Raw genomic sequence first — 23,689 nt, forward strand, 5'->3', positions numbered from 1 at the left:
GTTTTTCATGCGTGTACGATTTTTTTCCATGGCGGTTTTCCTGGCCGCGCTGTTGTTCGGCCTGCCGTCCTTGGCGGCGTCTCGTTGCGATATCAATGTTCCGACTGAACATGTCGATCTGGCACAGGTGAGCCTGGCGTACCAGAGCATCGGCCGTGCGTCGGACCCTGCGTTGTTGCTGGTGATGGGCCTTGGCGGGCAGTTGATTCACTGGCCGGACGAGGTGGTGGTCGCGCTGTGTCAGCAGGGTTTTCGGGTGATTCGTTATGACAATCGCGATGTCGGGCTCTCGACCTGGCGGCAAACGCCCGTCGACGCGAACCTGACGTTCGAAGTGCTGCGCTACAAACTGGGTTTACCGGTGTCGGCGCCGTACACCCTGACCGATATGGCTGACGATGCTTTTGGCTTGATGGATGCGTTGCACGTCGAGCAATTCCACGTGCTGGGCGCGAGCATGGGCGGGATGATCGCCCAGCATATGGCGGCGATTGCGCCGCAACGGATCGAGAGCCTGACCCTGATCATGACCAGTTCCGGGGCCGAAGGCTTGCCGGCGCCGAGTGCGGCGTTGGTGCAACTGTTGTCGCGCCGTGGGGCGCCCAATCGCGAAGTGGCGCTGGAACAACAGGCCGATTTGCTGGCGGCGCTAGGCAGCCCGACGGTGAGCGATGATCGGCAAGCGCTACTGCATCAGGCGGCGCAGTCCTATGACCGGGCGTTCAACCCTGAGGGCGTGAAGCGCCAGATCATGGCGATCCTCGCCGAGCGCAGTCGTGTGGCATTGCTAAATCAACTGCGCGTTCCGACGCTGGTGGTTCACGGCACTGCTGATCCGTTGTTGCCGGTGATGCACGGTGTGCACCTGGCGGCGCATATCCGCGGCAGTCAGTTGAAGCTGATTCCGGGTTTGGCCCATCGTTTCCAGGAGGCGTTCAAGGCGCCGTTGCTGGCGGCGGTGTTGCCGTACTTGCAGGCCCACCGCGAAGACACCTCGCATTTGGCGCAGATTGATCCGATGGCCGATCACAACCTTCTGTAACCCACCGATTAAATGTGGGAGCTGCGCGCTCCGGTCTTTCGGGTGATATCGTTCGATCTTTCCCGCGTGTTTCCAGCCAGCGAGGTGTGTGATGAGTGCCCCCCTGAAAATCGATTTCGTCAGCGACGTGTCCTGCCCCTGGTGCGTTGTCGGCCTCTACGGCCTGACCCGGGCCCTGGATTTGCTGGGCGACGAGGTGCAGGCCGAGATCCGTTTCCAGCCGTTCGAACTGAACCCGAAGATGGGCCCGGAAGGACAGAACATCACCGAACACATCACCGAGAAGTACGGCTCGACGCCGGAGCAATCGCAGAAGAATCGCGAGATGATCCGCGCGCGCGGCGCCGAGGTCGGGTTTGCGTTTCGCACGGACGGCAACAGTCGCATCTACAACACCTTTGACGCGCACCGTTTGTTGTTCTGGGCGGGACTGGAAGGGTTGCAGTTCAATTTGAAAGAGGCGCTGTTCAAGTTGTATTTCACCGAGGGCGGCAATCCGTCCGACCATGGGCAATTGGCGCAGATCGCCGAAAGCGTGGGGCTGGATCGGTCGCGAGCCGAGGCGATTCTGGCGTCGGACGAGTTCGCCAAAGAGGTTCTCGAAGAAGAGCAGTTGTGGCTGTCGCGTGGGGTGAGTTCGGTGCCGACGGTGGTGTTTAACGGGCAGTATGCGGTGAGTGGCGGGCAGCCAGTGGAGACGTTTGTCGGGGCGATTCGGCAGATCATGAGTGAAGCGAAGGGTGGGACGGTGAGCTGATCGCGGAGGGGCTTTTGTGGCGAGGGAGCTTGCTCCCGCTGGGCTGCGCAGCAGCCCCCATGCTGACTCCGCTATTGTTCAGGCAGACCGCATTCGCTGGGTTTACGACTGCTGCGCAGCCGAGCGGGAGCAAGCTCCCTCGCCACATGGGCTGCTTTCAAACATGGAAGCGTACCCAGACCGAAACCAGAATGCTGGCCGCCATCAACCAAGCCACCGCCGCCACAGCGAGCGAAGCCTCCAGCCGCATCCGGTCCACCATCACATACAACGTCGCCAGGTAGATGAAGTAAGGAATGATCGACCACATCCCAAACACGATGGTGGTCTTCAAGTCCTCCAGCGAACGCCCCTTGCCGACGATGTAATGAGCAATCAACGCAAAGGTCGGAAACAGCGGCACCAATCCGGCGATGTAATAGTTTTTGGTCTTGGCTAACGCAGCCAGAATCACCACCACCGCCGCGCCCAGTGCCGCTTTCAGAAACAGGTCCATCAGTGGCTCAGCCCGTACTTCTTCACTTTGTCGAACAGCGTGGTCTTGGCCATCCCGAGTTCCAGACTGGCCTGGGTCAGGTTGCCGCCGCTGCGCTGCAGTGCGTCGCTCAGCAGGTTGCGTTCAAAAGCTTCTACCGCTTCAGCGAAGGCCAGGCCCTGATTGCTGCCACTGGCGCCGGATTTCTTGAAGGCCGGCAGGCCGAGGGCAAAACGCTCGGCGACGTTGCGCAATTCGCGCACGTTGCCCGGCCAGTCGTGGCTCATCAGGTTCGACAGGGTCTGGTTGTCCAGGTCCGGCACAGCACGGTCGAAACGCAGGGACGATTGCTGCAGGAAGTGCTCGAACAATTGCAGGATGTCTTCGCGTCGTTCGCGCAGCGGCGGTAACTCGAGAGTCACCACGTTCAAGCGGTAATACAGGTCGCTGCGAAACTCGCCAGCCTTGCTCGACTCATCCAGATCGGACTTGGTCGCCGCGATCACCCGGCAATCGACCGCCACGCTCTGGTTCGAGCCAAGGCGTTCCAGGGTGCGTTCCTGCAATACCCGCAGCAGTTTGATTTGCAGCGGCAGCGGCATGCTTTCCACTTCGTCGAGGAACAGCGTGCCGCCGTCGGCGTGTTCGATCTTGCCGATCCGCCGTTTGCCGGCGCCAGTGAAGGCATTGGCTTCATGGCCGAAGATTTCGCTTTCGAACAGGTTCTCCGGCAGTCCACCGCAGTTCAGCGCGACGAACTGCTTGGTGTGCCGTCGACTGAAGTCGTGCAGGCAACGCGCAACCAACTCTTTACCGGTGCCGGTCTCGCCTTCGATCAGAACGTTGGCCGACGTATCGGCGACGTTGGCGATCAATTCCCGCAGGTTCTGCATGGCGGGCGAGCGGCCGATGATCCGGCCTTCGAGGGAATCGCGTTCCGCCAGTTGCCGGCGCAACGAAGAGACTTCCCGCGCCAGGCTGCGTTGCTCCAGCGCACGGCGCGCCACATCGACCAGACGTTCGGGGGAGAAAGGTTTCTCCATGAAATCATAGGCGCCTTTCTGCATCGCACCGACGGCCATGGAGATGTCGCCGTGACCGGTGATCAGCACCACCGGCAGGCTGCGATCGCGGGCCTTGAGTCGGGTCAGCAATTCCAGACCGTCGATGCCCGGCAGGCGGATGTCGCTGATGACGATGCCGGCGAAGTTGTCGCCGACCCGCTCCAGCGCCTCTTCTGCGCTACCGACGCCCACGCAGGGAATGTCTTCCAGCGTCAGCGCCTGTTGGCAGCCGAGCAGCACATGGGGGTCGTCTTCGACAATCAGCACACTAAGGTCGTTGTTCATATTGGCTCGGCGTGAGTGGGGCTTACCAACGGTAAACTGAGGACGAAGGTGGTACCACCGCTGGCCGGGTGCTCGACACCCAGATGTCCGCCGGTGGCGGCGGCCAGGCTGGCGGAAAGGGTCAGGCCGAGGCCCAGGCCCTGTTCGCCGGGTTTGGTGGTGAAGAACGGTTCGAATAGATGTTTGCGTGCTTCGGCGTCAATGCCGTGGCCGTTGTCGCGTACACGAAGGCGATATTTGCCATCGAACTCTTCGCCTTCGAGCCACAGTTCTGGCAGCGGCTGTGCTTGCATGGCGTCAAGGGCGTTGCCGATCAGGTTGACCAGAATCTGCTCCAGGCGGGTCTGGTCGATCTGCACCTGCAGATCGGCGAAGTCTCGGTGCAGTTGCAGATGCGCGCCTTCCACGCGACCACCGAGCAGCTGCAAGGCTGCATCCACCGCTTTGCCGAGGCTGGCCTGACCTTTGTCGTCACCGCGGCGAGCGAACGAACGCAGACTGGCGGTGATTCGGCCCATGCGGTCGATCAGTTCGTTGATGGTCTTGAGGTTGGTGCTGGCAACGTCCAATTGACCGCGTTCCAGAAAACGCACGGTGTTGCCGGACAAGGTCCGCAGCGCCGCCAGTGGCTGGTTCAATTCGTGGGCGATGCTGGTGGACATCTGGCCGATGGCCGCGAGTTTACCGGCCTGCACCAGTTCATCCTGGGCTCGGCGTAGCGTCTCTTCGGCCAGACGCCGTTCGCGGATCTGGCCCTTGAGCCGTTCGTTGCTGGCGCGCAGATCAGTGGTGCGTTCGGTAATCCGACGCTCCAGTTGATTGTTGGCTTCCTGCAAGGCTTCCCGGGCGGCGAGGCGGGTGGCAATGACCTTGCGCCGCTCGTTCCAGGCGATCAGCAGGAACGCCACCAGGGCAAACGCCACCGCCACCAGAATCCCCTGATTGATCGCTTCGCGACGCAAATCCTGCAGGGGTGTGAGCAGGGTGAAATTCCACGGGGTATCGCTCAATGGCCGGGTTTGCGAGAGGTAGCTGATGTCTTCTTCATCGGATTCCACTTCGCTGTTGGCGGGGAAGGTGAGTTTTTCCTCGCCTTCGGCCAGTTTTTCCCGGGCCAGCGGTTGCAGTTCGTTCAGCGGGAACCAGTAGTACTGAAGGCTGCGAGCGAGTTTTTCTTTCGTTTCGTCGCTCAGCGGCACAACCGATTTCAGGCGCCGTGCCGGATCGCTGGAAAGAATGATGATGCCGTTTTCATCGCTGACGAAAGCTTCCAGCCGCGCGCGTTGCCAGCGTTCTTCCATGGCTTCGAGGCGGACCTTGACCACTGCGACGCCAATGATCTTGCCGTGTTCTTCCAAGCCGTGGGCCAGGTAATAACCGGGCTCGCCGTTGGTGCTGCCGATGCCATAGAAGCGCCCCGGCTGACCGCGCACGGCGTTCTGGAAATAGGCGCGGAAGGACAGGTCTTCGCCCAGGTAACTGTCGACATCGCGCCAGTTACTGGTGGCCATGACGCGGCCGGTGGTGTCCATCACATAGATAGCCCGACTGCGGCTGCGCCGGTTCAGGCCTTCGAGGTATTCATTGACTGTCTGCCGGTGTTCTGGCGACGGGTCGGCCAACAGCTTCGAAACGCTGGATTCGAGTTCCAGCAGGCTTGGCAGGTAGGTGTACTTGCTGATCTCGCTCTCGACGGCGCGGGCGTGCAGTTCCAGCTGACGCTGGCCGTTCTCGCTGAGGCTGCGAATCCCGTAGTGTTCACTGACCCAGAAGCCGAGGTAACCCAATCCGATCATCAGGGCGATGACCAGCGGCGGCAGGAACAGATGGCGAATCAGACGGGGTTTCACGGCGAGTGATGGCGGCGCGGCGCGATAGAGAGTGGGGTCGCATTTCATCACAGATGCCTTGGGTCAACCACAACACTTACTTAGAGCACCACCACCGGCCCCTGTGGGAGCGAGCTTTTGTGGCGAGGGGATAAATCCCCTCGCCACAAAAGCCCGCTCCCACATTTGGGGAGCGGTGCCTTTCTTAGTGCTGCAGAATCTTGGCAAGGAAATGCTGCGTACGCTCGGCGCGGGCATTGATGTCGCCGAAGAACTCCTCTTTCTTGCAGTCTTCGATGATCTTGCCCTGGTCCATGAAGATCACCCGGTCCGCCACTTTACGGGCGAAGCCCATTTCGTGGGTCACACACATCATGGTCATTCCTTCGTGGGCCAGTTGCACCATCACGTCGAGTACTTCGTTGACCATTTCAGGGTCCAGCGCCGAAGTCGGTTCGTCGAACAGCATGACGATCGGGTCCATCGCCAGCGCACGGGCAATCGCCACACGCTGCTGCTGGCCACCGGAGAGTTGGCCGGGGTGCTTTTTGGCGTGGGCGGAAAGACCGACGCGTTCGAGCAGTTGCAGGGCTTTTTTAGAGGCCTCTTCCTTGCTGCGACCCAACACCTTGACCTGTGCGATGGTCAGGTTGTCCATGATGCTCAGGTGCGGGAACAGTTCGAAATGCTGGAACACCATGCCAACGCGCGAACGCAGTTTCGGCAGGTCGGTCTTCGGGTCGGCGATGGACGTGCCATCGACCACCACGTCACCTTTCTGGAACGGTTCCAGGGCATTGACGCATTTGATCAGGGTGGATTTGCCGGAACCGGACGGCCCGCACACCACAATCACTTCGCCTTTTTTGACCTCGGTGCTGCAGTCAGTCAGTACCTGGAAGTCGCCATACCACTTGTTGACATTCTTGATAGAGATCATACGGCAAACCTTTTTTGCAGACGCTTGACCAGCAGCGAGGCGGCAAAGCTGATTGTGAAGTACGTGAGACCTGCAAAGATCAGGAACTCGTTGGAGCGACCGATGATGTCGCCACTGGCACGCGAGGCATTGAGGAAGTCCACCAGGCCGACCGCGTAGACCAGCGAGGTGTCCTGAAACAGGATAATGCTCTGTTGCAGCAGCAGCGGGGTCATCTTGCGAAACGCTTGCGGCAGGATGATCAAACGCATCATCTGGCTATACGTCATGCCCAAGGCTTGGGCTGCACCCATCTGGCCCTTGGAAATCGACTGCACGCCGGCCCGGACGATTTCGCAGAAGTACGCCGCTTCGAACATCATGAACGCCACGATGCACGAGGCAAACGCGCCGATCGGGGTGTCTTCGCCGGTGATCCAGCGTAGTACGAACGGCACCGCCAGGTAGAACCAGGTGATGACCAGCAGCAGTGGGATCGAGCGGAAGTAGTTAACGTAGGCGCCGGCAATGTTCGACAGCAGTTTGCTGTGGGACAGGCGCATCAGCGCCAGGATCGTGCCGAGGATGATCCCGCCGACGACGCCCAGCGCCATCAGTTGCAGGGTCATGACCATGCCGTTCCACAAACCCGGCAGGGACGGGATGATGCCCGAGAAGTCGAATTCCATCATTTACCCCCTACGGAGATCAGGCCCGGTACGGCCACTTTCTTCTCGACCATGCGCATCAGCAGCATCAGGCCCATGTTCAGCGTGAAGTAGATCAGCGTGGCCAGGGTGAAGGCTTCGAACAGGTTGGCGGAGAACTCGGCGGTCTGTTTGGTCTGCGCAAGCAACTCCATCAGGCCGATCAGCGACGCGACGGAAGAGTTCTTGAACACGTTCAGGAATTCCGAGGTGAGCGGCGGAATGATGATCCGGTAAGCCTGGGGCAGCAGCACGTTCCAGTAGATTTGCGGCAGCTTGAAGCCCATGGCGCGAGCGGCGGATTCCTGGCCGCGAGGCAGCGCCTGGATACCGGTACGCACTTGTTCGCAAACACGAGCGGCGGTGAACAGGCCCAGGCAGACGACGACGCTGAGGTAAGCCGAGGTGGTCGGGTTCAGGTCCTGCTTGTACCACTCTTGCAGGTCCGCAGGCAGCAGATCAGGTACCAGGAAGTACCAGATGAACAGCTGAACCAGCAGCGGCACGTTACGGAAGAGTTCGACGTAACAGGTCGCGATGCCCGATACGATGCGGTTCGGTACGGTACGCATGACACCCAGAATCGAGCCCAGCAGCAGGGCAATGATCCAGGCCACGACGGCGATGGCGATGGTCCAGCCCAAACCGGCGACGTACCAGTCGAGATATGTCTCGCTGCCCACGCCGGTGGACTTGAAGAACACGCCCCAGTCCCAGTTGTAATTCATTAGGGTCTCCCCTCAGATCGTTCGATGTACAAATGCCCGCCTGGGGAAGCTCCGTTCCCGCCTGATCTTGACGATCAGGCACACACGAGCGGCTCGACAGCCACCGGTTCGAGTGTTTCCAAAAATGCCAGCAGGGAGTGACTATCCCCCGAAAGGGCAGCGGCCCTCTCAGGAGATAAGGTTAGTCAGAAATCAGGATTTCTTGTCGTCAGCCGCTTTATCGGTCGGATTGGCGATCAGGGCCTTGAGCTCGTCGCTCATCGGGAAGTTCAGGTTCAGGCCTTTTGGCGGGATTGGCGCCATGAACCATTTTTCGTAGATCTTGTTGATCTCGCCGGACTTGTAGGTTGCAACGATGGCGTCATCCACGACTTTCTTGAACGGCTCGTCGCCCTTGCGGACCATGCAGCCGTAGATTTCGTAGGACTGTGGAGTGCCGGTCACGGCCCAGTCATCCGCCTTCTTGGCTTTGGCCGCTTCACCGGCCAGCAGCGCGTCGTCCATCATGAACGCGACGGCACGGCCCGATTCCAGCATCTGGAAGGATTCGCCGTGGTCTTTGGCGGAGATGACGTTCATGCCCATTTGTTTGTCGGCGTTCATCGACTTGAGGATGCGCTCGGACGTGGTGCCGGCAGTGGTCACGACGTTCTTGCCTTTTAGGTCGTCGAAATCCTTGTACGCGGAGCCTTTCTTGGACAGCAGGCGGGTACCGATTTCGAAGATGCCGACGGAGAAGTCGACTTGCTGCTGACGCTCGACGTTGTTGGTGGTGGAGCCGCACTCGACGTCCACGGTGCCGTTCTGCACCAGCGGGATACGGGTTTGCGAGGTGACCAGGTTGTATTTGACCTGAAGGTTCGGCAGGTCGAGGTCTTTCTTGATGGCTTCGACGATTTTCAGCTGGATATCGTGGGAGTAGCCCATCGGTTTGCCGGAAGCATCAGCGATGTAGGAAAACGGAATGGAAGCGTCACGATGTCCGAGAGTGATAACGCCGGACTCTTTGATCTTCTTCAGGGTGCCGGTGAGTTCGGCGGCGAAAACTGGAGTGCTGATCAGAGCGGCAGCAATGGCTGCGCCCAGGAGATGGGGAACGATGCGCATCAAATTTTCCTCGACATTGTTTTTATATGGAGCCAGTTCATCGGCCCTTTTTGTGCTTCGAATGCTTGCCGGCTCCTGAAGGGTTGGCTCAGCGGTCATTCGTCCAAGAGTGTAGAGCATGACTCGTGCCAGGCCAGGTCAAACAGGTCAACGTATTGATTTATAAGGGTATTAAATATTTATGGCGAGGTTTTTGATTTTGGATAATCCGGTTAACCGAATCGACCGACAGGTCGCGTTCGGAAAACCGAATGATCAGGCTTGCACATAACCCTGTGGGAGCGAGCTTGCTCGCGATAGCGGTGTATCAGGCAAAGAAGATGTGAATGGCATGGCCTCATCGTCGGAACGCCGCCCGGAGCAAGCTCGCTCCCACAGGGGGATTTGGTGTTCTCTAGAATGCGAAAAGCCCCTGAATCGTAAGATTCAGGGGCTTTGCTTTAAACGGATTGCCGATCAGGCCGCTTGGATCTTGCTGCGGTTCTGCTCGACCTTGTTCAGGTAATCCTTGAGCTTTTCCTGTTCCGCCGGGGTGGTGAACAACCCCAGCTTGCTGCGGCGCCACAGAATGTCATGCGCGGTAGTCGCCCATTCTTCGCTGCACAGGTAATCGACTTCACGGGTGTAGAGCCCGCCGCCGATGTGTTCGCCCATATCGCCGAGATTCTGCACGCCTTCCAGCATGCGCCAGGTGCGGCTGCCGTAGGTGGTGGCCCAGCGGCGGGCGATTTCGGTCGGCACCCAGTCGAACTTGTCGCGGATCAACGAGCTCAACGCTTGCGGGGTGGTCATGTCTTCACCGCCCGGCAGGGTGGCGCTGGCGGTCCAGCTCGGCTTGATGTTCTTGAAGTACGGAGCCAGTTGCGCCAGCGCCGACTCGGCCAGTTTGCGGTAGGTGGTCAGCTTGCCGCCGAACACCGACAACAGCGGCGCTTCTTCGCCAGTGCCCGACAGCGCCAGGGTGTAGTCGCGAGTGACCGCCGACGGGTTGTCGGATTCGTCGTTGCACAGTGGGCGAACACCGGAATAGCTGTGCAGGATATCGTCGCGGCTGATGCGTTTCTTGAAATGGGAGTTGACCACTTTCAACAGGTAGTCGGTTTCGCCTTCAGTGATCGCAACTGCAGCCGGATCGCCGGTGTACTCGCGGTCGGTGGTGCCGATCAGGGTGAAGTGGTTCAGGTACGGAATGGTGAAGACGATGCGCTGATCTTCGTTTTGCAGAATGTGCGCGTGTTCGCCTTCGTACAGCTTTGGCACGATCAGATGGCTGCCCTGAATCAGGCGGATGCCGTACGGCGATTCCATCTTCAGGTCGTCACGAATGAACTTGGCGACCCATGGGCCAGCGGCGTTTACCAGTGCCTTGGCGCGGATCGAAAACAGACTGCCATCGGCACGTTCCAGATGCAGGTGCCACATTCCCTTGGTGCGACGGGCGCTGACGCAGCGAGTCTGGGTGTGAACGTGGGCGCCTTTTTCGCGGGCGGCCATGGCGTTCAGCACTACCAAACGGGCATCGTCGACCCAGCAATCGGAGTATTCGAAGCCTTTGGTGATTTCGCTTTTCAGCGGGCTGTCCGGGCCGAACTTCAGGCTTTTCGAGCCTTCGAGTTTTTCCCGTTTGCCGAGGTGGTCATAAAGGAACAGACCGGCGCGGATCATCCACGCTGGACGCAGGTGTGGGCGGTGCGGCAACACGAAGCGCATCTGCTTGACGATGTGCGGGGCCTTGGCCAGCAGCACTTCGCGTTCGGCCAGGGCTTCGCGCACCAGACGGAATTCGTAATGTTCAAGGTAGCGCAGGCCACCGTGGATCAGCTTGCTGCTGGCCGACGAGGTGTGGCTCGCAAGGTCGTCTTTTTCGCACAGAAACACCGAAAGACCGCGACCGGCGGCATCCGCTGCGATCCCCACGCCATTGATCCCGCCACCGATAACGGCGATATCGTAGATCTCGGCAAGAGGGGGCGTAGGCAAGGTAGAAGTGGGCATCGGCTAGCCTCGGGCTTTTATGATTTTCGGTATTGGAATTCGAACATTAATGTTCATTTGCGAAAATGGTAGCCCATAAAGTCGCCCACAGCCAGTTAACTTCGATTGAAAATACTGATCGAAGGGCCGTGAAAGGAAAATTTTCGAACATTAAAAGTGCGATTTGAGTGCTTTTGTGGCGAGGGAGCTTGCTCCCGCTGGGCTGCGAAGCAGCCCTAAAACCGGCGAGTGTGATTTTTCAGGAAGAACATATCGTCTGATTTGCGTCTGCTGCGCAGCCGAGCGGGAGCAAGCTCCCTCGCCACAAGGGAGCGCGCTGTTTGGAAAGGGTTAAACAACCTCCAGCCGAATCTTGTGCTGACTCAACAACTGCGCCAACGCCGGCACAGGCTGCTGATCGGTGACCAGGCAATCAATCAAGCTGATCGGCCCCAAGCGAATCATGGCGTTGCGCCCGAATTTGCTGGAGTCAGCCGCGAGGATGACCTGTCGGGCATTGGCGATGATCGCCTGGGACACCCGAACTTCCTGATAGTCGAAGTCCAGCAGACTGCCGTCTTCATCGATACCGCTGATGCCGACCAGGGCGAAATCAACCTTGAACTGGTTAATGAAGTCGACACTGGCCTGACCGACCACGCCACCGTCACGCCGCACGTTGCCACCCGTCAGCAGGACATCGAAGTCGTCCTTGGCGCTGAGCATCGAAGCCACGTGCAGGTTGTTGGTGATGATCTTCAGGTGATTGTGATTGAGCAACGCCCGGGCGATGGATTCGGTGGTGGTACCGATATTGATGAACAGCGAGGCGTGATCGGGGATTTGAGCCGCAATGGCTTCACCGATACGCTGCTTTTCATCGCGCATCTGATCGGCACGCATGGCGTAGGCGGTGTTTTCGACGCTGGAATCGTAGGCTGCGCCGCCGTGGTAGCGACGCAACAAATTAGCTTCCGCAAGCTGATTGATATCGCGGCGGATGGTTTGCGGTGTAACGACGAACAGCGTAGCCATTTCCTCGATGCTGACATAGCCGCGTTCGCGGACCAGTTCGAGGATTTGCTGCTGACGGGGAGGCAGATTCATGGGGCTTCCTTTGGGCTGCCGTGCAAAATTTGCCCATGATGCCGCAGGAATCTGCTCCCTACCAGTTAGAACCTAATCGGATCCTGTCGTTGACTTATTCAGCGCCTTCATGCGGTTCCCAATCGCGGGTGCGGCTGACGGCTTTTTTCCAGCCGGCGTAGAGTTTTTCCTTCGCGGTTTCGTCCAGGGTCGGTTCGAATTCGCGTTCGATCACAGCCTTGCCGCGCAACTCATCCAGGCTGCCCCAGAAGCCACACGCCAGACCGGCCAGGTAAGCCGCACCGAGTGCGGTGGTTTCGCGCATTTGCGGACGCTCGACCTGAGTGCCGAGGATGTCGGCCTGGAACTGCATCAGGAAGTTGTTCGCGACTGCGCCGCCGTCCACACGCAGGGATTTCAAGCGTTCGCCGGAATCCTGTTGCATGGCGTCCAGAACGTCGCGAGTCTGGTAGGCAATCGATTCCAGAGCTGCACGAATGATGTGATCCACGCGTACACCGCGAGTCAGGCCGAACAATGCACCACGGGCATACGGGTCCCAGTAGGGCGCGCCCAGACCGGTGAAGGCGGGTACCAGGTACACGCCGTTGCTGTTCTTGACCTTGTTGGCGAAGTATTCGGTGTCGTGGGCGTCGTTGATAATTTTCAGTTCGTCGCGCAGCCACTGAACAGTCGAACCGCCGTTGAACACAGCGCCTTCCAGCGCGTAAGCCACTTCGCCGCGTGGGCCGCAAGCGATGGTGGTCAACATGCCGTGCTTGGATTTCACGGCTTTGTCGCCGGTGTTCATCAGCAGGAAGCAGCCGGTGCCGTAGGTGTTTTTCGCCTGGCCGGGTTCGACGCACATCTGGCCGAACAGGGCCGCTTGCTGGTCACCCGCGATACCGCCGATGGCGATGCCGCTTTTGGTGTGGCCGTAGATTTCGGACGAGGATTTAACTTCCGGCAGCATCTCGCGCGGAATATCCAGCACCTCCAGCATCTTCGCATCCCACTCCAGCGTGTGGATGTTGAAGAGCATGGTGCGCGAGGCGTTGGTGTAGTCGGTGACGTGCACTTTGCCGCCGGTAAATTTCCAGATCAGCCAGCTGTCGATGGTGCCGAACAACAGTTCGCCTTTGCGCGCGCGTTCGCGGCTGCCTTCGACGTTGTCGAGGATCCACTTGAGCTTGGTGCCAGAGAAGTACGGGTCGGTAACCAGGCCGGTGGTTTCGCTGATGTATTGCTCGTGACCGTCGCGCTTGAGTTGCTGGCAGATCTCGGTGCTGCGGCGGCACTGCCAGACGATCGCGTTGTAGATCGGGCGGCCGGTGGTCTTGTCCCAGACCACGGTGGTTTCGCGCTGGTTGGTGATGCCGATGGCCGCAACCTGGTCGTGATGCAGGCCGGCTTGAGCCAGGGCCTCGACCATCACGGCGCTTTGAGTGGCGAAAATTTCCATCGGATCGTGTTCGACCCAACCGGCTTGCGGGTAATGCTGTGCGAATTCGCGCTGGGCGGTGCAGACCACATTCGCGTCGCGATCGAAAATGATCGCGCGGGAGCTGGTCGTACCCTGATCGAGGGCAATGATGTAGTTCTTATTCTGAGTGTCGGTCATGTCGATTGCCTTGGACGAAAAAAGGGAGTGAGGTCCGGCGCGTGATCTGATGGGCAGGATCACACGCCAACGGTATCAAGAAGTTCTTGGTTTGCCGTCAATGGCCGGTGCTGCGTCCTTTGTAGCAGGTAGGGCGCTGGGCAGATGACGGGCAATCAGCCCGCGATAAGCTGCAGCACCGAGGCAGGCACCGACAATCGGTGCAAAAATCGGAATCAGGAAATACGGGATATCGCGCCCGCCGGTGAACGAAATTTCACCCCAGCCAGCGAAGAAAGTCATCAGTTTAGGACCGAAGTCACGCGCCGGGTTCATCGCAAAACCGGTTAGCGGCCCCATCGAACTGCCAATTACGGCAATCAGCAGGCCGATCAGCAGCGGAGCGAGCGGACCCTTTGGCAAGCCATTGTTGTCGTCGGTCAGGGACATGATCACGCCCATCAGGATGGCGGTGATGATCACCTCAACCAGGAAGGCTTGTGCTGTGGTCAAGGCTGGGTTGGGGAAGGTGGAAAACACCGACGCCAATTCGAGGCTGGCCTGAGTACCACGAACCATATGGTGAGTTTGTTCGTAATCGAAGAATAAATTGCTGTACAGCGTGTAAACCAACAACGCCCCACAGAAGGCACCAGCGATCTGGGCGAGAATATAAAAAGGCAGTTTGCGCTTTTCGAAGTCAGCGAAAATGCTCAGGGCAATGCTGACGGCGGGATTGAGATGAGCCCCGGAAACGCCGGCGGTCAGGTAGATCGCCATGCTCACGCCGATCCCCCAGATGATGCTGATTTCCCAAAGGCCGAAGCTGGCACCCGCGACCTTGAGCGCGGCAACGCAGCCTGTACCAAAAAATATCAGCAGCGCAGTGCCCAGGAATTCGGCCATGCATTGGCTTGAGAGCGACGGTTGTTGTAAAGCAGTTGTCATTGAAAACCTCATTTTTGTTGTTGTCTGGCGCTTTTGCATCATGGTCAAAAGCGCGATTTTCACCGAGGCAGGATCCCCATCCTGTTCTCGGCCTACTGCTGGGTGCTGCGATAGGAACATTCGTACAGTATTCAGATTCGAAAAAATATAGACAAGAAACGCTGCTGTCAAAGGTCGAAAGTGAACCGTCAGTCACAATCGAACTATTAGTCACGTGAATGACCGCATCGTTCACGCGGCAGGCTGAAGGTGGACGAACGGCATAAGGCGCCGCCAAGCCTTTGAAATAGCGCCGCAATAGAGCCTTTTATTGATCGATGACCTAGAATCCAACGCAGTCTTTTTCTTCTGCCGCCCAGTCTGGAGCTGTCATGACCCCCGCATTGGATTTGTTGAAAAAAGTTCGTGCCGAACATCGCGTGCACAGTTACGAACATGATCCGAAGGCAGCGTCCTACGGGCTGGAGGCCGCGGAGAAGCTGGGGCTGGATCCGGCGCAGGTGTTCAAGACCTTGCTGGCGGCGAGCGAGAAAGGTGAATTGCTGGTGGCCGTGGTGCCGGTCGTCGGAAGTCTGGACTTAAAGGGCCTGGCGCATGCAGCGGGCGTGAAAAAAGTCGAAATGGCCGATCCTGCCGCTGCGCAACGATCCACCGGTTACCTCTTGGGCGGCATCAGTCCGCTGGGACAGAAAAAACGCTTGCGTACCTTTATCGATAATTCGGCGCAGCCCTTCGCCAGCATTTTTGTCAGCGCGGGGCGACGAGGGCTGGAAGTCGAATTGGCACCTGCGGTGCTGGCCGAGCATACCCAGGCGAAGTTCGCTGATATCGGCCGTACCTGACGCGCACTAGGGAGAAGGTTATGCAGCTTGAGTTTCATCAGGTCGATGCGTTCAGTGATCGGCCGTTCAGTGGCAACCCGGCGATGGTCTATCGCCTCGATGCCTGGCTTGCCGATGAGTTGATGCAGAAGATCGCCGCCGAGCACAACCTCACCGAAACTGCTTTCTTGGTGCGCGAAGGGCAGGGCTGGCACATCCGCTGGTTTACCCCGACCATCGAAGTGCCGTTGTGCGGTCATGCAACCCTGGCCAGCGCTTACGTTCTGTTTGAAATCTACAAAGAGCCGGTCGAGCGACTGGACTTCGTCTGCAAGTCCGGCCTGCTGAGTGTGAGTCGTGAGGGTGAGCGCTTGTGGCTGGATTTTCCGGCGCTCATTCCGTCGGAAGTGGGCGTGACCCTGGATGTCGAGCGCGCGCTCGGTGTGGAAGCGGTTGATGTGCTGGGGGCGAACGAGTTGTTCGTGGTGCTGGAATCCGAGCAGGCGGTGCTCGAATGTCAGCCGGACATGGCGGCACTGGCGAAACTGCCGTGGCCAGGAGCAATTGTCACGGCCAGGGGCAGCCAGCATGATTTTGTTTCCCGCTACTTCGCGCCGGCGATCGGCATCAACGAAGACCCAGTGACTGGCTCGACCCATTGCAGCCTGATTCCGTACTGGTCGAAACGTTTGGGCAAGACGATCTTGACGGCTTATCAGCGTTCGGCCCGAGGCGGGGAATTGTTCTGTCGGCTGGAAGGGGATCGGGTGAAAATCGGCGGGAATGCGACGCTCGTTGCGAGCGGAACGCTAATGCTGGGTTGATGCTGATCTTTGTAGGAGCAAAGCTCGCTCGCGATGAACGATGATGCGGTGCATCAGCTAAACCGCGGCGATGCTATCGCGAGCAAGCTTTGCTCCTACAGATTTAGGTGTCAGTGGGCGCTGCTGTAGCGGCGCACGCCGGATTCGACGGCCGGAATCTGCGCCGCGATGCTGCCGGTGCCCTGAAACAGCACCAGGTGTTCAGCCGCGACACGAATGCCGACTTCTGAACCCACCTGATGATCGGCATGGCTTGGGAAAATCGATTCCAGCTGCGCGCCGGTCGGCAACTGCAAGCGATACAAGGTGGACGCACCCTGGAAAGACTTGCCGACAATCCGCGCCTTCAGTGTGCTATCCGGTGCATAAACGATATCGTCCGGACGCAGCAACACATCCACCGCACCGCCAACCGGCCAGGTGTAGGCACGATTACCGCGTAACTCACCCAGTTCGGTCTGCACCGACTCGGGGCTACTCAGCTGACCGCGAATGAAATAACCCTGGCCAATGAAGCTGGCCACAAACGGTGTCAGCGGTTCGTGATACAGGTTGTAGGGCGTGTCCCACTGTTCCAGACGACCTTCCTTGAACACCCCCACATGATCACTCACCGCGAAGGCCTCTTCCTGGTCGTGAGTCACCAGAATCGCGCTGGTGCCACGGGCCTTGAGGATATCGCGCACCTCATGGCTGAGCTTGCGTCGCAGCTCGCCATCAAGGTTGGAGAAGGGTTCGTCGAGCAGCAGCAGTTGCGGTTCCGGCGCCAAGGCACGCGCGAGGGCGACACGCTGCTGTTGACCACCGGACAGCTCATGCGGAAAACGCTTGCCGAGGTTCTTCAGATTGACCAGTTCCAGCAACTCTTCGGTGACGCGATCCTTTTGCGGATGCTTGCGGATCCCGAAGGCGATGTTCTCGGCCACGCTCAAGTGCGGAAACAGTGCGTAATCCTGGAACACCATGCCGATCCGGCGTTTCTCCGGGGCGAGGGTGAAACCGGCGCGGGAGATTGTCTCGCCCGCCAACTGGATTTCACCTTCGTGTACCGGTTCGAAACCGGCAATCGCCCGCAGCGTGGTGGTTTTGCCGCAGCCCGATGAGCCCAGCAGGCAACCGATGTCGCCGGCATTCAAATGCAGGTTCAGGTTCTGCACGACGCGCTGGTCTTGATAGCCGCAAGCGAGGTTGCGCAGGTTCAGCAGTAATGGATGGCTCATGCGTGGTGGTACGCCGGCTCGACGAGAAACTCGAGCAGGGCCTTTTGTGCGTGAAGACGGTTTTCGGCTTGATCCCACGCGACGGAGCGCTTGTCATCGAGCAGGTCCACGCTGATTTCCTCGCCACGGTGGGCCGGCAGGCAGTGCATGAACAGTACGTCCGGTGCGGCCAGGTCGAGCAGGGCGCGGTTGACCTGGAACGGCGCGAACAGCTTCAGGCGTTTGGCGGTTTCCTCTTCCTGGCCCATGGAGGTCCAGACGTCGGTGCTGACCAGGTGGGCGCCGCGTACGGCATCCTTCGGATCGCGCAGGATGGTGACCCGATCACCGGCCTTGGCCACGAATTCCGGGTTGGGTTCAAAGCCTTCCGGGCACGCGATGCGCAACTGGAAGTCGAACTGGATCGCCGCTTCTATATAGCTGTTGCACATGTTGTTGCCGTCGCCGATCCAGGCCACGGTCTTGCCCTGGATCGAACCGCGGTGTTCGAGGAACGTCTGCATGTCCGCCAGCAGCTGGCACGGGTGCAGGTCATCGGACAGGCCGTTGATCAGCGGGACGCGCGAATTGGCGGCGAATTCGGTCAGTGTGCTGTGGGAAAACGTACGGATCATCACCGCATCGAGCATGCTCGACATGACAATGGCGGCATCGCCGATCGGCTCGCCACGGCCCAGTTGGGTGTCGCGCGGCGACAGGAAGATCGCCTGGCCACCGAGCTGGATCATGCCCGCTTCGAACGAAATACGGGTGCGGGTCGAGGACTTCTCGAAAATCATCCCGAGCACGCGGTTTTTCAGAGGCTCGAACAGTACACCGCGGTTACGCAGGTCTTTGAGCTCAACGCCTCGACGGATCACGCTGACCAGCTCTTCGGGCGTGCAATCCATCAGGGAGAGAAAGTGCCTTGCGCTCATCATTGACTACCTTTTTGCAACAGACCGCAGATACTCAAAGCCTTGTTTAACTGAAAAACGGGCGAGACCTGCGGCGTAAGCCGCACGGGGCGACGAAATAGGGGAAGGCGCGATCTTATAATTAAATGTCGCGTCTTACCAATAGGGCTACGGTTTTTAGGGGAGTTCAGAGGGGCTACGGGATGACCGCAGTAGCGCTTTTGAAGCCTGTTTCCTGACAGCAGCCCGTCATTTGTACACTGGGGTCGCGGGGCTTTGCAATCAAACGGGGCGGGGACGGCATAGCAGCGGTCGGTTTCTGACCTGTCATTCGAAGCATTTGTGTTCAGGATTGATGGATGTATCTGGTCTGAAACATTTGCTAAAGCATAGTGGCAGGTTATAACTAACCCACGAACGACGCAGGAAGCCTTCGGAATGGAATCGAAAGAACAACAGTTAATGGAGTTACTCGGCCTCACGGCCCGCTCGCTGACCCACCTCACCGCGTCCATGACCTCGATGTCCTTCGAGTTGATGCGCAGTGACGACGACGTGACCAAGGCCGCCGGCCGGCGGATGATCGACCGCATGGCAACCATCAGCACCGGGCTCGACGAGCACTGGCGACTGATCGGCGAGCTCACCGGTGTTCATGTCGCTCAAGAGCAAATCGAAACCATCCAGGAGATCCAGTTGCAGGCGCCGCCGAGGCTGCCGCCGAACTGATCCCCAGCGGTCATCGGCTGGCCTGATGGCCGCCGATTCACAAGACGAACGTCGCTGGCGCAGCAGTGGATCAGGCGCCATAGTTTTGTTCCCGCGGCCGATATTGCCCGCCCAGAACAAGACAGAGACTGGCCATGACCAAGACTCTCCATCACCGTGCGTGCCACTTGTGCGAAGCCATCTGCGGCCTGACCATCGAAACCACCGAGGTCGAAGGTGCGGTGCAGATCACTTCGATCAAGGGTGACGCTCAGGATACATTCAGCCGCGGGCACATCTGCCCCAAGGCCGTTGCCCTGCAAGATATTCAGAACGATCCGGATCGTCTGCGGCAGCCAATGCTGCGGGTCGGCAGCGAATGGCAACCCATCGAGTGGGAAGACGCCTTCAACCTTGTAGCCGAACGGCTGGCGGCGATTCAGGAGCGTCATGGGCAAAACGCGGTGGCGGTCTATCAAGGCAACCCCAGCGTGCACAACTATGGGCTGATGACCCACAGCAATTACTTTCTCGGCCTGTTGAAAACCCGTAACCGGTTTTCCGCGACCTCGGTCGATCAGTTGCCCCATCACCTGACCAGCCATTTGATGTACGGCCACGGTTTGCTGTTGCCGATCCCGGACATTGATCACACCGATTTCATGCTGATCCTCGGCGGCAATCCGCTGGCCTCCAACGGCAGCATCATGACCGTGCCTGATGTGGAGAAGCGCTTGAAGGCCATTCAGGCTCGCGGCGGCAAAGTGGTGGTGGTCGATCCGCGCCGCAGCGAAACCGCAGCGATTGCCGACCAGCATCTGTTCGTGCGCCCCGGTGGCGATGCGGCGTTGTTGTTCGGGCTGCTCAATACCTTGTTCGCTGAAGGCCTGACCCGCGACAGTCATTTGCCGGTGGACGGTCTGGATGAGGTGCGGGAAGCCGTCGCGAATTTCACCGCCGAGGCCATGAGCCCACTGTGCGCGGTGCCCGCCGAACAGATCCGCCAACTGGCGCGGGACTTTGCGGCGGCGCCGACAGCAGTGTGTTACGGCCGCATGGGTGTCTCGACCCAGGCGTTCGGCACGTTGTGTCATTGGGTTGTGCAACTGATCAACCTGGTCACCGGTAATCTCGATCGCGTGGGTGGTGCGTTGTGCACCGAACCTGCGGTGGACCTGGTGGCGTCCACCTCGGGCGGGCATTTCAATCTGTGGCAGAGCCGGGTCTCCGGGCGTCCTGAATATGGTGGAGAACTGCCGGTCTCGGCGCTGGCTGAAGAGATGCTCACCGAAGGGGAAGGGCAGGTCCGCGCGCTGATTACCGTGGCGGGTAATCCGGTGCTGTCGACGCCCAATGGCCGGCAACTGGAACAGGCGCTGGACGGTTTGGAGTTCATGGTCAGCATCGACCTGTACATCAATGAAACCACGCGTTATGCCGACCTGATTCTGCCGTCCACATCGGCCCTGGAAAACGATCACTACGACACGACTTTCAACATGTTTGCGGTGCGCAACGTCAGTCGGTTCAACCGCGCGATCCTGACCAAGCCCGAAGGTGCGTTGCATGACTGGGAGATTTTCGTAGGGCTGGCCAAGGCCTTTGCTGCGAAGACCGGCAAGGAACTGAAACCGACGATCCCGCCAGCGCAGATGATCGACCGTGGCTTGCGGATGGGGTTGTATGGTGATGCTTCGGAACAGAAATTGTCGCTGGCGACCTTGTTCGATCACCCTCATGGTGTTGATCTCGGGGTGCTGAAATCTAACCTGGCGCCTCGCCTGAAAACCGCCAGCCAGCGCGTCCAGGCAGCGCCACCAGCGATCCTTGCCGACCTGGGGCGCTTTGCAGCCTTGCAAGCACCAGCGGCCGATGAGTTGCTGATGATCGGCCGCCGTCATGTGCGCAGCAACAACTCGTGGATGCACAACTATCACCGCCTGGTGAAGGGCAAGCCGCGCCATCAATTGTTGATGCACCCGGATGACCTGGCCAGCCGTGGGCTCAACGACGGGCAGCGAGTGCGGGTCAGTTCGCGGGTCGGTATGATCGAAGTTGAAGTGCTCGGCAGTCTGGATATGATGAAAGGCGTGGTCAGCCTTCCGCACGGTTGGGGCCATGCGCGGCCGGGTGTGCAGATGACCATTGCCAGTGGTCAGCCGGGCTCCAGCGCCAATGACTTGACCGACGAGTGTCAGCTCGATGAGTTGTCGGGCAATGCGGCGTTGAACGGTGTGCCAGTGACCGTGGCGGCGGCTTGATCAAGTCTGTCGGGGAGACCGAGCAGGGTGCTCGGGTTTCCGTTACAATGCGCCACCGTGCCGACCTCTGAGTCGGAAAGTTCAGCCGAGGTGCTCCATGGATATCATCGAAACGATTAAAGAGCAGATTGCTAACAACACCATTCTGCTTTACATGAAAGGCTCGCCGAATGCCCCGCAGTGTGGCTTCTCCGCGAAAGCCGCGCAGGCCGTGATGGCGTGTGGTGAAAAATTTGCTTACGTGGACATCCTGCAGAACCCGGAAATCCGCGCCAACCTGCCAAAATACGCCAACTGGCCAACCTTCCCGCAACTGTGGGTTGGCGGTGAGCTGGTCGGCGGTAGCGACATCATGACTGAAATGTCTGCTGATGGTTCGTTGCAGGCCACGATCAAGGCTGCTGTCGAAGCTGCTGCTGCCAACAAGACCGAAGCCTAAGACGATTGGCTCCCCTGTAGGAGCTGTCGAGTGAAACGAGGCTGCGATCTTTTGATCTTCAGCAACTAAAAAGCCCCGCCCTCGAAAGAGGAGCGGGGCTTTTTATTGAACTTGAAAAGTTACTGCACTATTGCCGCTGCAATCGCCAAGATCGCAGCCTGCGGCAGCTCCTACTCTTCGCCCATCTGCGATTGCAGATAGTTCTCAAGACCGACTTTATCGATCAGACCCAGTTGGGTTTCCAGCCAGTCGATATGTTCTTCTTCGGATTCAAGAATATCTTCAAGCAGTTCACGGCTACCAAAGTCGCCAACGGTTTCGCAATGAGCGATAGCCACTTTGAGATCCGCATGACCGGTGCGTTCGATACGCAGGTCGCACTCAAGCATTTCCTTGGTGTGTTCGCCGATCTGCAGCTTGCCCAGGTCCTGGACGTTCGGCAGGCCTTCAAGGAACAGGATGCGCTTGATCAGCTTGTCCGCGTGCTTCATCTCGTCGATGGATTCGTGGTATTCGTGCTTGCCGAGCTTGTTCAGGCCCCAATCTTCGTACATGCGTGCATGCAGGAAGTATTGATTGATCGCGACCAGCTCATTGGCAAGGATCTTGTTGAGATGCTGGATGACTGTAACGTCGCCTTTCATGATGGGGTCCTGCCCTAAGTAGCTGTCTATAAGGCAGAGTTTGAGCCGCGTATGTAAGGGTGTCAAACCTAAGTTATTGAAACTTATATGAAAATTAATCGGAATAAGAATGTTTGTGTTCCGCGTCTAGAGCGTAAGCGATTGATTTTCAGACATAAAAAAACCGGACATCAAGTCCGGTTCTTTGAAATACGTTACTTACGCGGCGGTAAATTCTACAGGATAAGGAATTGCGGCCTGGGCCGATTGCAATTTGGTCAGGGTTTCGCGGACCACTTCCTTGGCAAGGCAAGCACATTTGCCGCATTGGCTGGCTACGCCGGTGGCCTGACGGACTTCCTTATAGCTGCAGCAACCTTCATAGATCGCTTCGCGGATTTGACCGTCGGTGACGCCAGTGCAGAGGCAAACATACATAAGTGAAAACCGTCGCTGGTTGTGACTCAATTGCGATGGATCTTAATGTTAACGAGAATGATTGTCAAAGTGGTTTCTGAAAGCTTTGATCGGGGCTGACGAACGGTTTCCTCTCGGCATCGATCACGAGGCAAACCAGTCGACCGCATTTCCCCTGAGAAAAAAACCGTTAAGGACAGGGCAAAAACGCAGTGTATGATGGCCGGTCCTTATGAAGCGGGTTCGTGTCACAGGGCTGTCGCCTGAAGGTGGCAGGCTGGCGCAAACCCGGAACTTCACGTTTTTACACCAGGAGATATCCAATGAGCGTACTCGTAGGCAAACAAGCCCCAGACTTCACCGTACCGGCCGTACTCGGCAATGGCGAAATCGTAGACAGCTTCACCCTGTCGTCGGCCATCAAAGGCAAATACGGCCTGGTGTTCTTCTACCCACTGGACTTCACCTTCGTTTGCCCGTCCGAGCTGATCGCTCTGGACAACCGCATGTCTGACTTCAAGGCACGCAACGTTGAAGTGATCGCCGTTTCGATCGACTCGCACTTCACCCACAACGCCTGGCGCAACACCCCGGTCAACAATGGTGGTATCGGCCAGGTCCGTTACACCATGGCTGCCGACATCAAGCAGGAAATCATGAAGGCCTACGACGTTCAGTCCGCTGACGGTGTAGCGTTCCGTGGTGCGTTCCTGATCGACGACAAAGGCGTTGTCCGCTCGCAGATCATCAACGACCTGCCGCTGGGCCGTAACATCGAAGAGCTGGTTCGTCTGGTCGACGCTCTGCAATTCCACGAAGAGCACGGCGAAGTTTGCCCTGCCAACTGGAAAAAAGGCGACAAAGGCATGACCGCTTCCACCGAAGGTGTTGCGGCTTACCTGACCGAGCACGCTGCGGCTCTGTAAGCCCAAGCGTCAGGCATAAAAAAACCGGCCGTT

23 protein-coding genes are annotated in these 23,689 nt (G+C 58.6%); 8 read left to right on the forward strand and 15 right to left on the reverse strand.

The annotated features are described in order from the left end of the window. Positions 1-7 precede the first annotated feature (7 nt). Both ACA079_RS05355 and ACA079_RS05360 read left to right on the forward strand, forming a co-directional pair. Positions 8-1,042, forward strand: a complete 1,035-nt coding sequence (locus tag ACA079_RS05355; RefSeq protein WP_497702818.1) for an alpha/beta fold hydrolase — start codon at positions 8-10, stop codon at positions 1,040-1,042. A 91-nt stretch (positions 1,043-1,133) separates the two neighbouring features. Beyond that, on the forward strand, positions 1,134-1,799 hold the full coding sequence (locus ACA079_RS05360) for a DsbA family oxidoreductase (RefSeq protein ID WP_497702819.1): 666 nt from the start codon (positions 1,134-1,136) through the stop codon (positions 1,797-1,799). 157 nt (positions 1,800-1,956) lie between these two features. On the opposite strand, the gene ACA079_RS05365 is transcribed toward ACA079_RS05360, so the two are convergent. From ACA079_RS05365 to ACA079_RS05415, 11 genes are all read right to left on the reverse strand, one after another. Further along, positions 1,957-2,295, reverse strand: coding sequence for a GlpM family protein (locus ACA079_RS05365; RefSeq protein ID WP_497702820.1), 339 nt, complete (start codon positions 2,293-2,295; stop codon positions 1,957-1,959). Next, positions 2,295-3,623 carry a two-component response regulator AauR gene (gene aauR, locus ACA079_RS05370; RefSeq protein WP_008155247.1) on the reverse strand — a complete coding sequence of 443 codons (1,329 nt, stop codon included), beginning with the start codon at positions 3,621-3,623 and terminating at the stop codon, positions 2,295-2,297. Before aauR ends, ACA079_RS05365 begins: the two co-directional genes overlap by 1 nt. Beyond that, positions 3,620-5,521 carry a two-component sensor histidine kinase AauS gene (gene aauS, locus ACA079_RS05375; RefSeq protein ID WP_497702821.1) on the reverse strand — a complete coding sequence of 634 codons (1,902 nt, stop codon included), beginning with the start codon at positions 5,519-5,521 and terminating at the stop codon, positions 3,620-3,622. The genes aauR and aauS overlap by 4 nt, the downstream gene beginning before the upstream one ends. A 136-nt stretch (positions 5,522-5,657) precedes the next feature. Next, entirely contained in the window at positions 5,658-6,392 is a 735-nt protein-coding gene (locus ACA079_RS05380) for an amino acid ABC transporter ATP-binding protein (RefSeq protein ID WP_497702822.1), read from the reverse strand. Next, positions 6,389-7,060, reverse strand: coding sequence for an amino acid ABC transporter permease (locus tag ACA079_RS05385; RefSeq protein ID WP_095132566.1), 672 nt, complete (start codon positions 7,058-7,060; stop codon positions 6,389-6,391). Before ACA079_RS05385 ends, ACA079_RS05380 begins: the two co-directional genes overlap by 4 nt. Beyond that, the gene (locus ACA079_RS05390) at positions 7,060-7,806 is read right to left on the reverse strand and encodes an amino acid ABC transporter permease (protein WP_095132564.1); all 747 of its coding nucleotides are present in this window, start codon (positions 7,804-7,806) and stop codon (positions 7,060-7,062) included. Before ACA079_RS05390 ends, ACA079_RS05385 begins: the two co-directional genes overlap by 1 nt. 192 nt (positions 7,807-7,998) lie before the next feature. Further along, positions 7,999-8,913, reverse strand: coding sequence for a glutamate/aspartate ABC transporter substrate-binding protein (locus tag ACA079_RS05395; protein WP_497702823.1), 915 nt, complete (start codon positions 8,911-8,913; stop codon positions 7,999-8,001). A gap of 456 nt (positions 8,914-9,369) precedes the next feature. After that, the gene (gene glpD / locus ACA079_RS05400; protein WP_497702824.1) at positions 9,370-10,908 is read right to left on the reverse strand and encodes a glycerol-3-phosphate dehydrogenase; all 1,539 of its coding nucleotides are present in this window, start codon (positions 10,906-10,908) and stop codon (positions 9,370-9,372) included. Positions 10,909-11,238: 330 nt separating this feature from the next. Then, positions 11,239-11,994, reverse strand: a complete 756-nt coding sequence (locus tag ACA079_RS05405) for a DeoR/GlpR family transcriptional regulator (RefSeq protein ID WP_007916700.1) — start codon at positions 11,992-11,994, stop codon at positions 11,239-11,241. Between the two features lie 94 nt (positions 11,995-12,088). Then, positions 12,089-13,594, reverse strand: coding sequence for a glycerol kinase GlpK (gene glpK / locus ACA079_RS05410; RefSeq protein ID WP_497702825.1), 1,506 nt, complete (start codon positions 13,592-13,594; stop codon positions 12,089-12,091). A 75-nt stretch (positions 13,595-13,669) separates the two neighbouring features. Continuing rightward, entirely contained in the window at positions 13,670-14,521 is an 852-nt protein-coding gene (locus ACA079_RS05415) for an MIP/aquaporin family protein (RefSeq protein WP_129445064.1), read from the reverse strand. 371 nt (positions 14,522-14,892) lie between these two features. Between ACA079_RS05415 and ybaK the strand changes: the two genes are divergently transcribed. Together ybaK and ACA079_RS05425 are read left to right on the forward strand one after the other, a co-directional pair. Next, on the forward strand, positions 14,893-15,363 hold the full coding sequence (gene ybaK / locus ACA079_RS05420) for a Cys-tRNA(Pro) deacylase (RefSeq protein WP_007985882.1): 471 nt from the start codon (positions 14,893-14,895) through the stop codon (positions 15,361-15,363). A 20-nt stretch (positions 15,364-15,383) separates the two neighbouring features. Then, positions 15,384-16,166 carry a PhzF family phenazine biosynthesis protein gene (locus tag ACA079_RS05425; RefSeq protein WP_497702826.1) on the forward strand — a complete coding sequence of 261 codons (783 nt, stop codon included), beginning with the start codon at positions 15,384-15,386 and terminating at the stop codon, positions 16,164-16,166. A gap of 110 nt (positions 16,167-16,276) precedes the next feature. Here the strand turns inward: ACA079_RS05425 and ACA079_RS05430 are convergent, their stop codons facing one another. Further along, entirely contained in the window at positions 16,277-17,386 is a 1,110-nt protein-coding gene (locus ACA079_RS05430) for an ABC transporter ATP-binding protein (RefSeq protein ID WP_497702827.1), read from the reverse strand. Then, complete coding sequence (gene argF, locus ACA079_RS05435) at positions 17,383-18,303, reverse strand: ornithine carbamoyltransferase (protein WP_497702828.1); 921 nt, start codon at positions 18,301-18,303, stop codon at positions 17,383-17,385. The genes ACA079_RS05430 and argF overlap by 4 nt, the downstream gene beginning before the upstream one ends. A 417-nt stretch (positions 18,304-18,720) precedes the next feature. Between argF and plzR the strand changes: the two genes are divergently transcribed. The 3 genes from plzR (at position 18,721) to grxD (ending at position 21,690) form a co-directional block, all read left to right on the forward strand. Then, complete coding sequence (gene plzR / locus ACA079_RS05440) at positions 18,721-19,011, forward strand: PlzR type 4 pili assembly inhibitor (protein WP_497702829.1); 291 nt, start codon at positions 18,721-18,723, stop codon at positions 19,009-19,011. 134 nt (positions 19,012-19,145) lie between these two features. Then, positions 19,146-21,251 (forward strand): molybdopterin oxidoreductase family protein, encoded by a 2,106-nt coding sequence (locus ACA079_RS05445; protein ID WP_497702830.1) that lies wholly within the window; start codon positions 19,146-19,148, stop codon positions 21,249-21,251. Positions 21,252-21,348: 97 nt separating this feature from the next. Next, complete coding sequence (gene grxD / locus ACA079_RS05450) at positions 21,349-21,690, forward strand: Grx4 family monothiol glutaredoxin (RefSeq protein WP_010457686.1); 342 nt, start codon at positions 21,349-21,351, stop codon at positions 21,688-21,690. 170 nt (positions 21,691-21,860) lie between these two features. On the opposite strand, the gene bfr is transcribed toward grxD, so the two are convergent. Together bfr and ACA079_RS05460 are read right to left on the reverse strand one after the other, a co-directional pair. Continuing rightward, on the reverse strand, positions 21,861-22,334 hold the full coding sequence (gene bfr / locus ACA079_RS05455) for a bacterioferritin (protein ID WP_056742015.1): 474 nt from the start codon (positions 22,332-22,334) through the stop codon (positions 21,861-21,863). Positions 22,335-22,532: 198 nt separating this feature from the next. Continuing rightward, positions 22,533-22,751 carry a bacterioferritin-associated ferredoxin gene (locus tag ACA079_RS05460; RefSeq protein ID WP_008155585.1) on the reverse strand — a complete coding sequence of 73 codons (219 nt, stop codon included), beginning with the start codon at positions 22,749-22,751 and terminating at the stop codon, positions 22,533-22,535. Between the two features lie 302 nt (positions 22,752-23,053). Here ACA079_RS05460 and ACA079_RS05465 point away from each other — a divergent pair, with 302 nt between their 5' ends. Beyond that, on the forward strand, positions 23,054-23,656 hold the full coding sequence (locus ACA079_RS05465) for a peroxiredoxin (protein WP_008155583.1): 603 nt from the start codon (positions 23,054-23,056) through the stop codon (positions 23,654-23,656). Positions 23,657-23,689 lie beyond the last annotated feature (33 nt).

It is taken from the genome of Pseudomonas sp. LBUM1645 (assembly GCF_059716185.1).